The 13,104-nt window shown below is 43.9% G+C and carries 10 protein-coding genes and 1 pseudogene; 7 read left to right on the top strand and 4 right to left on the bottom strand.

Going from position 1 to position 13,104, the window contains the following annotated elements; translation table 11 throughout:
- The first annotated feature begins 6 nt into the window (after window positions 1-6).
- From GSF13_RS01855 to GSF13_RS01830, 6 genes and pseudogenes are all read left to right on the top strand, one after another.
- Window positions 7-1,263, top strand: a complete 1,257-nt coding sequence (locus GSF13_RS01855; protein WP_088532372.1) for an HlyD family efflux transporter periplasmic adaptor subunit — start codon at window positions 7-9, stop codon at window positions 1,261-1,263.
- A 14-nt stretch (window positions 1,264-1,277) separates the two neighbouring features.
- Entirely contained in the window at window positions 1,278-2,000 is a 723-nt protein-coding gene (locus tag GSF13_RS01850) for an ABC transporter ATP-binding protein (protein WP_010607521.1), read from the top strand.
- Between the two features lie 3 nt (window positions 2,001-2,003).
- A pseudogene (locus tag GSF13_RS01845) lies at window positions 2,004-3,316 on the top strand (ABC transporter permease).
- Window positions 3,317-3,334: 18 nt separating this feature from the next.
- Window positions 3,335-4,537, top strand: coding sequence for an FtsX-like permease family protein (locus tag GSF13_RS01840; protein ID WP_211865816.1), 1,203 nt, complete (start codon window positions 3,335-3,337; stop codon window positions 4,535-4,537).
- 114 nt (window positions 4,538-4,651) lie between these two features.
- A complete protein-coding gene (locus GSF13_RS01835) occupies window positions 4,652-5,992 on the top strand; it encodes a sigma-54 dependent transcriptional regulator (RefSeq protein WP_174170712.1) in 1,341 nt (446 codons plus the stop codon).
- A gap of 8 nt (window positions 5,993-6,000) precedes the next feature.
- Entirely contained in the window at window positions 6,001-7,290 is a 1,290-nt protein-coding gene (locus GSF13_RS01830; protein WP_211865814.1) for an ATP-binding protein, read from the top strand.
- Between the two features lie 40 nt (window positions 7,291-7,330).
- Here GSF13_RS01830 and GSF13_RS01825 read toward each other — a convergent pair whose 3' ends face one another.
- The 4 genes from GSF13_RS01825 to GSF13_RS01810 form a co-directional block, all read right to left on the bottom strand.
- Complete coding sequence (locus GSF13_RS01825) at window positions 7,331-7,975, bottom strand: 2OG-Fe(II) oxygenase (RefSeq protein ID WP_010607526.1); 645 nt, start codon at window positions 7,973-7,975, stop codon at window positions 7,331-7,333.
- A 63-nt stretch (window positions 7,976-8,038) separates the two neighbouring features.
- The gene (locus GSF13_RS01820) at window positions 8,039-8,512 is read right to left on the bottom strand and encodes a low molecular weight protein-tyrosine-phosphatase (RefSeq protein ID WP_102058596.1); all 474 of its coding nucleotides are present in this window, start codon (window positions 8,510-8,512) and stop codon (window positions 8,039-8,041) included.
- Between the two features lie 193 nt (window positions 8,513-8,705).
- On the bottom strand, window positions 8,706-9,875 hold the full coding sequence (gene hmpA, locus GSF13_RS01815; protein ID WP_211865812.1) for an NO-inducible flavohemoprotein: 1,170 nt from the start codon (window positions 9,873-9,875) through the stop codon (window positions 8,706-8,708).
- Window positions 9,876-9,900: 25 nt separating this feature from the next.
- Window positions 9,901-11,115, bottom strand: coding sequence for an NnrS family protein (locus GSF13_RS01810; RefSeq protein WP_211865810.1), 1,215 nt, complete (start codon window positions 11,113-11,115; stop codon window positions 9,901-9,903).
- A 386-nt stretch (window positions 11,116-11,501) separates the two neighbouring features.
- Between GSF13_RS01810 and norR the strand changes: the two genes are divergently transcribed.
- Complete coding sequence (gene norR, locus GSF13_RS01805; protein WP_211865807.1) at window positions 11,502-13,064, top strand: nitric oxide reductase transcriptional regulator NorR; 1,563 nt, start codon at window positions 11,502-11,504, stop codon at window positions 13,062-13,064.
- Window positions 13,065-13,104: the final 40 nt, after the last annotated feature.

The following is a 13,104-nucleotide window of genomic DNA, read 5'->3' as shown; positions in this document are numbered from 1 at the left end:
ATCATTATGATTAAAGACACAAGCGGACAAGATGAAGTGCTCCAAACTAGTAAATCCAAAAAGAAGCTTGGTCTTGTAATAGCGGGTGTTGTAATTATTGCAGCACTTACCGCACAGGTCGTGTTTGGTGGGCCAAATGCTAGTAGCTCCGTGGCCAAAGATAGAGTGCAAATTGCAGCCGTGACTTTCGGTGAGTTTACCCGCGATATTGCCGCCACAGGTTTTGTCGTTGCTGCAAATGCACCACAAATTTATAGTCCGGAGCAGGGTTATGTCTCTTTACAGGTCAAAGCGGGTGATAGCGTGACTCAAGGTGAAGTACTAGCCACGGTTAAAAGTCCAACTTTAACCAACCAGCTCCAACAAGAAGAAGCGGAGCTGCAAAGACTGAGTGGTGAGCTTGAAGGGAAAAAGTTAGATGTTAGACGTCAAAACTTGGCGTTAAATCGCTCCTTAGATCTCGCTCGCGTCGAACTATTAGCGGCAGATAGAGAAGACCGACGTGCTCAGTTGTCTATCCAAAAAAACCTCATCAGCCAAATTGATTTAGAAGAAGCGCAAGACGACCTTGCGCGGGCAAAATTAAACTTCAATCATGCAGAGCAAGAAGTTGCGCTAGGCAAAGATACCTTGGCTTTTGAACTTAAATCTGTTGAGAATCAGCTTGAGCGGCAACGTTTAATTGTTGAAGAATTAAAACGTCAAGTTGCAAGCTTAGATGTGATTGCGCCGGTTTCAGGCATAGTCGGTAATTTATTAGTTGATCAGAATGCGCTTGTGAACGCCAATCAAGGGCTGATGAAACTCGTTGACCTAAGTGCTTATGAAGCGGAGCTTCAGGTTCCTGAAAGTTATGCGGCAGAGCTTGGGCTCGGGATGGCCGTCGAGCTCAGGATTGGCAACCAAAATATTTCTGGCGTGTTATCTGCGATTTCTCCAGAAGTAAATAACCGTGAAGTCACCACTCGAGTACGCTTTTCGGACGAAAACATTGATGGCATTAGACAAAATCAACGTTTGTCTGCTCGAATTTTACTAGAACACAAAGAAAACACCTTAATGGTTAAACGTGGTGCTTTTATGAGTGAAGGTGGGCACATCGCTTACAAACTAAGTGGTGATATCGCTGAGCGAATTGAGATCACTACCGGTACCTCAAGCATCAGTGAAGTTGAAGTGCTTAATGGCTTAAAGCAAGGCGATCAAATCATCATCAGTAGTTACGACGCATTCGAACGTGCGCCCAGCATCTTATTAAGATAAGAAGGAAAATAATAATGTTAATTATGAATAATATCGGCAAAGTATACCAAACTGATATGGTGCAAACACACGCACTCAGAGATTTTAACCTGCAAGTAAATGAAGGAGAGTTTATCGCGGTAACAGGCCCTTCAGGCTCAGGTAAAACAACCTTCTTAAATATTGCTGGGATGCTAGAAGGGTACTCTAGTGGTCAATATATGCTAGATGGAATTGATGTTGGTAAGCTTAATGACAACCAAAGAGCTGATCTGCGAAACCAAAAAATCGGCTTTATTTTTCAAGGTTTTAACCTTATCCCAGATTTAAACTTGTACGAAAATGTTGAAGTGCCACTACGTTATCGTGGTATCAAGGCGGCTGAGCGCAAGCGCAGAATTGAAAACTGTCTAGAGCAAGTTGGCCTTGCTGGCCGTGCAAAACATTTGCCACAACAGTTGTCCGGTGGACAGCAGCAGCGTGTGGCGATTGCAAGAGCGCTTGCTGGTGAGCCACGCTTTTTACTCGCCGATGAACCAACGGGGAATTTAGATAGTTTAATGGCGCGTCAGGTGATGGAGTTACTAGAACAAATTAACCGTGACGGCGCAACGATAGTAATGGTTACCCACGACCCGGAGCTCGCAAGGCGTACACCAAGAAACATCCAAATTGTAGATGGACAGGTTGCGGATTTTACTTTGTATCAAGGTAAAGGTGCGGCTTCACAAGCGTTGAAATCTCAGGTGGGAGCTTAAGTTATGTTTGCGCATTACCTTGATTTAGCTTGGCGTAGCCTAAAAGCCACGCCGCTTGCGACTAGTCTAATGACGCTGGCTATCGCCATTGGTATTGGCGTCACTATGGTGAGTTTATCCGTGTATCACATGATGTCCGCCGATCCAATTCCAAGCAAAAGTGGCAAACTCTATGCTGTACAGCTACAAGTGATGGATGAGGGGCAAACCTATCATTCAGCTGATGATATTCCCTTTCAGTTGACATTTTTAGATGCGAAAAACCTGTATCAAACGCTAAACGTCGACAAAAAAGTCGCGATGTTTAAATCCGGTTTTGCGGTTCATGTAAGCAACCCCGAAGTGAGGCCCATGCTGCAAACGACACGGCTAATCACCCGAGAGTTTTTTGCCATGTTTGAGTTGAGTTTTTTGTATGGTGGAGTGTGGAGCCAAAGCCAAGCCGACAATGCTGCACCAGTGGTTGTAATTGACGAAACTATCGCACAAAAGTTATTTGGCCGCAGTGATGTGGTTGGAGAAAGTATTTATTTGGCGCAGCGAAGATATCAAGTAGTAGGGGTAACTAAGGAGTGGCAGCCAAACGTCAAAATGTATGACTTAAACAATGGCGCGTTTGCTGATGCCGAGCGTATCTTCATTCCCTTCAGTCATGCTGCAGCTTATGAGATTGACACTTGGGGTAATACGAATGGCTGGAAGAGGGAAGAGATTAACAACTTCACGGACAAAATGAATTCAGAAATGCTTTGGACTCAGTTTTGGGTTGAATTAGAGAACGAAAAAGAACAACAAGCGTTAGCAACACAACTGGATAATTACATCCAAACCCAACAAGATTTGGGAAGATTTAACCGTAAAACACGAGAGTTTTCACTTCGAAATGTCACTGAATGGCTTGAGTACAATAATGTGGTTAGTGAAGATAACAAAGTCATGATTGGTTTAAGTTTTATGTTCCTTGCCGTTTGCTTAGCCAATATTCTCGGATTGTTACTAGCGAAATTTCTTAAACGTGCCCCTGATGTTGGCGTAAGAAGAGCGCTTGGTGCAAGTAAAACGCAAGTGTTTTACCAACACTTAGTTGAAGTGGCGTTGCTTGGTTTTATGGGGGAGTGATAGGGATAGTTTTTGCTCAGCTTGGCTTATGGGGGATCCGCAAAACTAGCCATGTATACGAAAGTCTTGCAACGATGGATGTCTCTATGCTGTTAGCAGCGCCGAGCATCGCTATTGTGACTTGTATTCTTGCAGGGCTTTACCCAGCTTGGATAGTGTGTAAAACATCACCTGCTACTTATCTAAAAGTGCAATAAGGCAATAAGGAGAGTCCCATGTTGGAATTAAAACCCATTATCAATGCGTTATTGCGCTCTAAAGTTGGTGCCGTACTTGCCATCCTACAACTTGCCTTGACGTTGGCAATTGTCAGCAATTCGCTGTCCATTATTAGTGAGCGCGTCAGCTATCTCAACAAGCCAACTGGCTATCCAGAAGAGTCGATAATCACCTTCAGTGTCATGTCGTTTGACGACAAGGTAGATGCAAACCAGCAGCTTATCGTTGATGAGAGAATACTAAAAAAGATCCCAGGTGTTATAGAAGCTGTGGGAGTGAGTTCGGTTCCGCTTTCAGGAGGAGGTAGCAATTCGGGATTCAGCTTAACCCCAGAAGACGATGGTAAACATACAAACTCGGGGCATTTATACGCCAATGAACAAGTGATCCGTACCTTGGGCGTAAAATTGATAGAAGGCCGTGATTTCACATCTGGTGATGTCCTGATCTCAAGTGAATACGCTAAGCAACCAGATGTTGTTATTGCCAGTAAGGCGTTTACGGACGAGATATTTGGTAAGGGTAAAGGATTGGGAGAAACGATTTATTATGGTGGCGGCCCGTTAAAAGTCGTAGGGATTGTTGAGCGTATGACTAATGCTTGGCCACGTTTTAGAAATGCTGATCGCTTAATTATTTTTCCCATGGTCAATGCGAATGGATTTCAAGATTTCTTAGTTCGCACAGATCCGAGTTTGCGTGGCGAAGTAATGAAAAAAATAGAGTCGGTGCTGCTTCAAGAAAATCCAAATAGAGTGATCACCAATATGAAAGGGCTTGATGAAGTAAAGGAAAGGTACAACTCTAAAGACATATTGATGCTAAGAATGTTGCTAGTGCTAATCACAGCATTAGTCGTCGTGACGGCGCTGGGAATATTTGGTCTTACTCAGTTTAATATTAGTAAACGCACTAAACAGATTGGTACTCGCAGAGCTTTGGGGGCGCGTAAGTCTGCAATTGTTCGTTACTTTGTGGTAGAAAACCTCATTGTTTGTGCAATTGGCTTAGTACTTGGCACAGTGGCTACGGTTTTCCTAGGACAAAAGCTAATGTCTTTGTATTCAGTGCCACCGCTAGAAGTAAGCTATATTTTGATAACGGCGCTTGGGCTTATCGTGCTCTGTATCGCGTCAGTTATTTTTCCTGCTAAAAAGGCGGCGAACATTTCACCGAGTATCGCAACAAGAAGTGTATAACCCTTATACCAACTAGGTTGTGTGAGCAACCTAGTTGGTATTACTTTAACTTGCCTTGTATTAGTTGTGCTAGTATAGGTAAGTGGCAATATGTAATAACAAGAATAAAATCATATGGATAAAATCTTAATTGTGGATGATAACCCTGCGGTGCTTGATGCACTGTCATTGTTACTAGAGCTGCATGATTATCAAGTAGTTACCGCGTGCTCACCGTTAGAAGCAATTAAAGTGGTATCGTTTCAGCAAATTGCACTAGTTATCCAAGATATGAACTTTAGTGCAGACACCACCTCAGGAGAGGAGGGGGCTGCGCTTTTTCACCAATTAAAAGCACTAAATGCAAAACTCCCTATTATCTTATTAACGGCTTGGACTGAGCTCACCATGGCGGTTGAGTTGGTAAAAGCTGGAGCTGCAGACTATCTAGCCAAGCCGTGGGACGACCAAAAGTTACTCACCACAATCGCAAATCTCGTCGCGCTTGGTGAGGCACATAAGCAAGTTGCAAACTTTGAACGGGCTGAACAAGAACGCCAACAGTTTAATCAAGGCGCGGATTTATGCGGGTTTGTGTATAAATCGGTGGCCATGCAGCGAGTTATAGATATGGCGCTGCAAGTCGCCAAATCAGATGTGTCGGTGTTAATAACCGGTCCAAATGGTAGCGGTAAAGAAAAAATTGCGGAGATCATTCAAGCGAATTCACCACTAAAAAACCAACCGTTTGTCAAAGTGAATGCAGGCGCGCTCCCAAGTGACTTAATCGAAGCTGAGCTATTTGGTGCTGAGAGCGGTGCTTATACCGGTGCGAATAAGCAGCGTATTGGTCGCTTTGAAGCCGCTGATAAAGGCACGTTATTTTTGGATGAGATTGGTAATTTACCTCTCCCAGGGCAAACAAAATTGCTACGTGTTTTGCAAAGTGGCGAATTTGAGAGGCTGGGTTCAGTCGAGACAAAAAAAGTATCGGTCCGTGTCATCTCAGCAACAAACGCGGATCTGCTAGCGGATATTCGAGGGGGGAAATTCCGTGAGGATCTATATTATCGCTTAAATGTCATCGAGCTAAACCTACCCGCGTTGTCACAGCGAGTGGATGATATTTTACCTTTGGTCGCGCATTTTTTACCCGCAAGAGGGCTTACTTCGGATGCCCAGCAAGCATTATGTGAACACCCTTGGCCTGGTAACGTACGGGAGCTTGAAAATGCCTGTAAACGGGCGGCAGTATTGAATCCAGATGGCGAGCTCAGTGCCAAGGATTTTGGTCTTGATGTGCAGGCAAATACAGCACAAGTTAGCGCCTCGCATACCACACGAGAACCCAGTAAAGAAGAATTGGAGCAGGCGCTCAAGACTCATCTCGGTGTGATTGCGAAAGTGGCGCGACATTTTAACATGAGTAGACAAGCGCTTTATCGTCGCTTGCAAAAGTTTGGCATTGAATATTAAGGACAATAATGACGACCTCGCAGCAACATGCATTGATCATTGCCATCAGTATTATTATTGGCCTGATTCCTTTATGGTTCTTTCTCGATGACCACAGCGGTTTCATTGTAATAGTACTGGGCTCCGTCAGTGTAGCACTAGTGCTACATAGACTATTAATGCGTGAAAACAAAGCGGGGTGGGAGGCGTTAGAAGTCGGCCTGATGAACTTTAAGGATGGCGAATTTTCTACGTCAATCACCTATAACGCTAACAATGAGCTCGGTAGGTTGTGTCAATTATTCAATGAAACGGCAAAACAGTTAAGAGATGAAAAACAATGGATTTATCAGCGTGAGTTGATGCTAGATAAAGTGCTTGAGTCGTCACCTCAGGTACTTGTCCTTGTCGACTCACAAGATGTGGTGGTATTTGCTAACAATAGTGCAAAAACGTTTTTTAACTGTGAGCACCGCCTTGAGGGTGAGCGTTTTAGTAAATTGTTATCCGAAGTCCCCGATGAACTTCAGCAAGCAGCAAGCAACCAACTTGATGGCTTGTTCTCAATACAAAGTAGCATTGGAGAGTCGCAAATGTGGCATCTCGCCAACGGTGAGTTATTACTCAACAACCACTTTCACAAATTATATATTTTTAAGCAATTCACTCGAGAGTTGAGCCGCCAAGAAGTGCAAGTTTGGAAGAAAGTGATCCGCATCATTAGTCATGAGTTAAACAACTCGTTAGGGCCTATTTCATCTATGCTGCACAGCGGACAGATCTTGGCTGAACGCGTGGATGAACCTAGGCTAAGTCGAGTATTTGCGACGATAGAAGAGCGCATTGTGCACCTTAGCGAGTTTGTTCAGGGTTATGGTAAGTTCGCCAAACTTCCTCTGCCAAACATTGAACCTGTGAATTTGCAGGTTTTGTGTGCGCGACTGCAAAGCCATTGGTCATTCCAGTATCAGCTTAATCAAATGCAATTACAGGCAGACACGACACAGTTAGAACAGTTACTCATTAATTTGATAAAGAATGCGACCGAGTCTGGCTCAAAGATAGAGGAAATCCGCGTTCAATCTGAGCAGCGTAACGACGAGGTTTATATATGGGTGCTCGATAGAGGCGAAGGCATGAGTGACACTGTGATGGCTAACGCCTTAATTCCATTTTATTCTACCAAAGCGTCAGGAACTGGGCTTGGTTTAGCGCTGTGCAGAGAAATTGTTGAAGCACACAACGGTAAAATCAGCCTCTATAATCGCGAAGGTAAAGGTTTGTGCGTCGAAATTAGGTTACCGAACAAATTACCCTGAGTTTAACTCAGGATAATAAACTTAAGACTGAGAACATCAATTATTTTGGTGGATCAATCGAATGATTAATGCTGGCGTTAACCCTAAACCACCCTGCAATTGAATAGCGCTTTTCGTTGGCAACCAGTACTTCATGAGGGAATTCATCACTTAAAAAGGTAACTAGCGTGCCATAACTGGGCAGCACCGTAGTGAGTATTTCGTCGTGATTATCGGGATTGAAAACGACTAGTTCGCCGCCATTGTCTGGTGCCCAAGACTGATTTAAGTACAATACCGTGGTCAAAATTCGGTTGGTCTTTCCCTTAAAGGCGTCCATATGCTTTTTGTAAAACGCCCCTGGAGGATAAATGGCAAAGTGGCTTTCATAACTAAAGAGTCCCATAAACAGCCGTCTGTTTAAATAGGCTTTTAGCTCGCCCATGTAGTTGAGCCAAACAGATTCCAACTCATTGCTGCTATCTAGCCAGTGAATTTTATCTCTGCGAATTTTCTTATTTTGCTCGTGAGAGGCTAAACGACCAATTCCAGCTTGCTTAAAATCATCACTGCTTAGCTCTGCTATTCTCAATTCCAACTTGGATAAAATGTCGGGACTGACGAAATTTGGCAAAATACTAATGCCTGTGGTTTGTAAGTCCTGAGCTAATTTCTCGAACGGAAATTCTAAGTCTAAATCTAACAATAGCGGTGCCTCTAAAAAAGGTCTTTTTACCCCTTTGTTTGGTACCGATCCAGCGAGTTAATTTTACCTTGTCGATAAGCGAATTTTGTTAATGATGTTTTCGCTGGCGGCTTCGATTAAATCAAGCACATGTTCAAAACCTTGTTCACCACCATAATAAGGATCAGGCACTTCATGCTCACTCATGTCACCAAACGCTAAAAACAGCTGAACTTTATGCGCCAAGCCGGTAGGACAAATAGAGAGTAGATCGCGGTAATTTGAGTTGTCTGCGCACAAAAGTAAGTCGTAATCTTCAAAATCGCTGGGTTTTACTTGCTGCGCTGATATGCCTGAAAAGTCGTACCCTCTTGCGCTGCCTGCCGTGACACTGCGTGGATCTGGAGGGTTACCTTGATGATAGCCAATGGTGCCAGCGGAATCGATACGGGTTGTTAACTCTGTTGCTGCGAGTTTGTGCTTTAATACCGCCTCCATAGTTGGAGAGCGGCAGATATTACCCATGCAGACGACTAAGATACTAGAAATTGCGCTCATATTGTTGTCCTTCAAGTACGCTTTTATACCAATAGTATTTATTCTCCAAGTCTACCGATTTTTTAATTCAGAGCAAAATATAAGATTCCGGCTAATACCAGTAGTATTCATTCACCCAGTCTAGCGATTTTTTTAGAGCAAAATATAAGGCGCCGGCTAATACCAACAGTATCAGGACGCCAAATTTAAGCCGTTAGTTTGGAAGGTTTTCGTGAGGGCCAAATACCTCATAGAAGATTTGCTCGGCTTTTACACCGGCATTCATCAGTTGGGTTTTGATAAAGCGCATAAAGGCAACCGGGCCGCATAGGTAGAACTCTCCGTCTGTTAGCGGCAAAGTATCTTTGATTACGTTGATATCCATCAGTCCGGAATGCGTACCGTCGGCTTCTGACTCCAACCAAGTAACCACATTAAAATCTCGGATATTGCTACCAAGCTCATTGATTTCTTGGTTGAAACCTAAGTCACTGTGAGTTTTATTCGCGTGTAAAAAGTGTGCTTCGACTTCAGGTGAATGTTGGCTATGAACACCAAGCATGCAAAGCATAGGGGTTATTCCAACCCCAGCGCTAATGTATACCTTTGGACTGGCTGTGTGTTGTCTGACAAAGTCTCCAGCTGGTGGAGTGAGCTTGAGGGTGTCGCCCGCCTTAAGTGTATGAAGATATTGCGATACGGCACCGTCGTGTTTAGTAGAGATCCTAAGGTACGAACCATTGGGCGCAGCAGACAAAGAGTATTGGCGGATCTGCTGAAACCCTACCACTTCTTTTGGTACAAAGACAGAAACAAATTGTCCAGCTTGGTAATGAGGCAAGGCTTTACCGTCGACAGGCTTGAGATAAAAGCTTTTAATATTTTCAGTATTGCTTATCACCTTTTCAATTGTAAATTCACGCGTTCCTTGCCACCCACCTTGCTGCTCAAGCGCGGTTTGGTACAGGCCATGCTCTGCGGTGATAAATAAATCGGCTAAAAACTGGTAGGCATTAAGCCAAGCTTGCTCTATTTCGTCTGTGAATTGCTCGCTGAACTCGGCTTTGAGCGTTGCAATTAAATGCCGGCCAACAATAGCGTATTGCTCAGGTAAAATCCCAAGGCTAACGTGCTTATGGTTGATACGTAAAATGGCGTCACTGAGCACTTCTGGTTGATCAATGTAATTGGCATAGGCCGCTAATGCTGTAAATAGTGCCAACGGCTGTTTTCCCGAAGCCTGATGGGATTGGTTGAATACCCCTTTTAACTCTGGGTGTTGATTGAACATGCTATGATAAAACTTGGCGGTGATCTCGGGACCGACCTGAGCCAATAGCGGTGCACTTTGTTTTACCAACTCAATCGTATTGTGTGTAAGCATTAATATCTCCAGTTTGAGAGTAGAGTTAACCTATTCGCCCATCGACGCGTTTTTGTATCAGCATGGGCGCGAAGGTAATGGAAAAAAGCATAAAACCAAAAACCCAAGCTACGGCACTTAACAGCCATGCATTGTGCGGGTTTATAAAATGAATAAGGAATGCGCGGATAAGACCTGATACCGCGATACAGATAAATGCCAGTGTAGTTGTCGTGCCTACCTGTAATAGTCGACCTGTGTGGCCCAAGGTAACGCGAGTCATCATGGCTAAGATCATTAATCCCATGCCATTAATTGCCACTAAGTGAAGATGGCTGCGCAAATGCTCTGGTGCAAAGGTGTTGTTGTATGCGCTAAGTATTAAACCCACTGCGATTGCACAATATGACAGGTACAGTGACCAAAGCAGTGGTACGTTAAATAATTTACCGTTAAACCAATAAATTGCTCTTATCGAATGCAGTAGCCCAAGGAGCAGAAGTGCAGCACTTAAATAGTGAGTATTTTGCATCGTAAACTGCAGGATATAGGTGAAAACGCAGATGATGGCGAGGTAAAAGATCGCCCTGTCTAACCTTGGAGTATGTGGTTTTTGTGCTTGCTGCAATCCTCGGGCAATAAAAAACGGAATAACGCGGCCACCCACCACACCAATCAACAGCATGTAAGCAATAAGTGTTGCTTGGCTTGCAGCGCTTAGCAATGAGAAGTGCTGGTTGTGAAGTAAAATTAAAAATACGATGTTGCAGCCACACAACATACTTACAGCAAAAATAAAAACACGATTGTTTCTGGATTTTGCATCAACAATTACGGTCGTTAAATTGATTAGTACAATGAGCCAAAAACTCAGTTGTAGTAGCAAGGTGATGATTGATGAATTTGCCACAAAAAAGCTCAGCCTAGCGGCACACCAAATAATACAGAGTGACAGCAGTGCGCCACCATGTAATGTCTGTCTTTGTGTCCAATTTTTTGCAGCGGTTAGCAAAAATCCGGCGACGACAGCACCGCCAAAGCCAAATAGCATCTCGTGGGCGTGCCAATAGGTCGCTGGGTAATCATTACGCCAAACAACATTGCCATTGAGCAATAAAGCCCACACAGAAATACTCACGACAGCGAATAAGCCCGCGAGTAAAAATAGCGCTCTAAAGCCGAGCATCAACACGGGCCAAGTAGATGGTAAATACCAACACACTGCTTTTGGACTGGGCTCTTCTAGCTGGATTAAGCTCATTTACTTAACCTCCAAACCTAGGTGGTATAGACAGACAAGGCGGATGACGTAGGCAAGCTTAATCAAGGTGGCCAATACTATAGTACTAATATGTGCTGCAATTTGTGAGAAGAGGCTGAAGCTTTCAACGCTAAAAAAACTCACTTGCAGTGACAGCATAAACGCTGCGAGTGAAGTGAAAATGGCGATGTTGCTATATCTTAAAAGTTGGTATGCACGGCTCATCGTTAACTCTGCGAATGTTGATATATAGACTGCACATTGCAGGTGTCACGCCAACTTTAAAATGCTATATAAATCATCGTATTAGTATTCTATTATTGATGTTTGAGTCAAATTGACCTATCTTAATTAGTGTTTATTTGAATAAATTGAGTCTTTTTGACATGAATTCGTTAGCGCTCTCCAAATTGCTTGAGCTTAGTATGTCGTTATCACGACTTTCGTTGGCGCAAGAGGGTCGCGAGGTTAAGCAATACGCTAAGTCCTTGCTTTCAGCATTGAGTCAATCTGTTACCGCTGATGCCATCGCCATTCTTTATGGCGATCAGCATGCATTAACTATCCTAGCTTGCAATGGGTTGAGTGCGGACGCTGTTGGGCGGCAATTTTTGCTTACAGAGCAACCTAGATTGATGTCCATTTTCGAGTCTGACGAACTAGTTAGTTTTCCTGCCAATAGCGACTTACCTGACCCTTACGATGGTCTGTTGCTCGCCGAAGAAAGTCGCTTACCAGTGCATGCCTGCATGGGATTTAAGGTCGCGCTGCAAAGTAGCATCTTATTGGTGACGTTTGATTGTCTTAAACCGGATAGCTTTGAGCACTTGTCTGAGGTTTATATGAAAACCCTACAAGCAATTGTCTCAAGTAGTGCATTACGTATGTTTGAGGCTGAGCGCCTCTATGAGCAAGCACGTGCATCTACACTTACCCAATCTCAAAAGTCCGTTAAAAAGCAAATTTTAGTAGGAGAGAGTGCGGTGATGCACTCGCTTAAATCAGAAATTGAACTGGTTGCTGGTTCTGAATTTAATGTGCTTATTCAAGGTGATACGGGAACGGGTAAAGAGTTGGTAGCAAAACACGTACATTTTAATTCCCAACGAAATGACAAACCGTTTATACAAATTAACTGTGCGGCGCTTCCTGACTCGATAGCAGAAAGTGAACTCTTTGGTCACAAAAAAGGGGCGTTTACTGGGGCCGATAAAGACCGGTTAGGCAAGTTTGCAGCCGCGGACGGCGGCACGCTGTTTTTGGATGAAGTTGGCGAACTGAGTTTGACTTTACAGAGCAAACTATTACGTGTGCTGCAAAGCGGTGAGGTGCAAGCGGTAGGTGCTGACCGCATTCATATTGTGGATGTTAGAGTGGTTGCTGCGACTAATCGTGATTTAAAAGAAGAGGTGAGACGCGGAAAATTTAGGGCTGATCTTTATCATCGCTTGAGTGTGTATCCTTTATTTGTTCCTCCACTGCTCGAAAGGCTAGATGACATCCCGCTGCTGGTTGGGTTCTTTTTAGAGCAGCTAAGAGGCACGCTCAACGCAAAACAAGTGGTGATGGATAGGCAAGCACTCAGCCGATTAATGCATTACGACTGGCCGGGTAATGTCAGAGAGCTTGAACATTGTGTCAGTCGTGCAGCGTTAAAAGCTAAGCATCAACAGTGGCAGGCTAATATCATTGAGATCCATGACATAGACATCGCGCCAAAACACAATCAACAAATTCAGCAGGCTGAGTGCATGACCACGCAAGAGAAAACACCTCCTGTCGCCATGAAATTCGCCGTCGAGCTACTACAAAAAGACATGATCGTTAACGCGATGGAACGTCATGGGTTTAATTGGTCGGCAGCTGCGAGAGAGCTGGTAATGGATAGAGCAAATTTAGTTCGACTAGCAAAGCGTTTAGGGTTGGATGTTAAAAAGCAGTTGAGTTAAGCAGCCGGAGCTGCTTTTATAAATTTCAATAAGTTAGCAT

Origin of the sequence: Pseudoalteromonas sp. M8, assembly GCF_018141365.1 — a bacterium.
Classification (GTDB): domain Bacteria; phylum Pseudomonadota; class Gammaproteobacteria; order Enterobacterales; family Alteromonadaceae; genus Pseudoalteromonas.
Note: the sequence above shows the minus strand (reverse complement) of the source record. Positions and strands in the feature narration are given on the sequence as shown.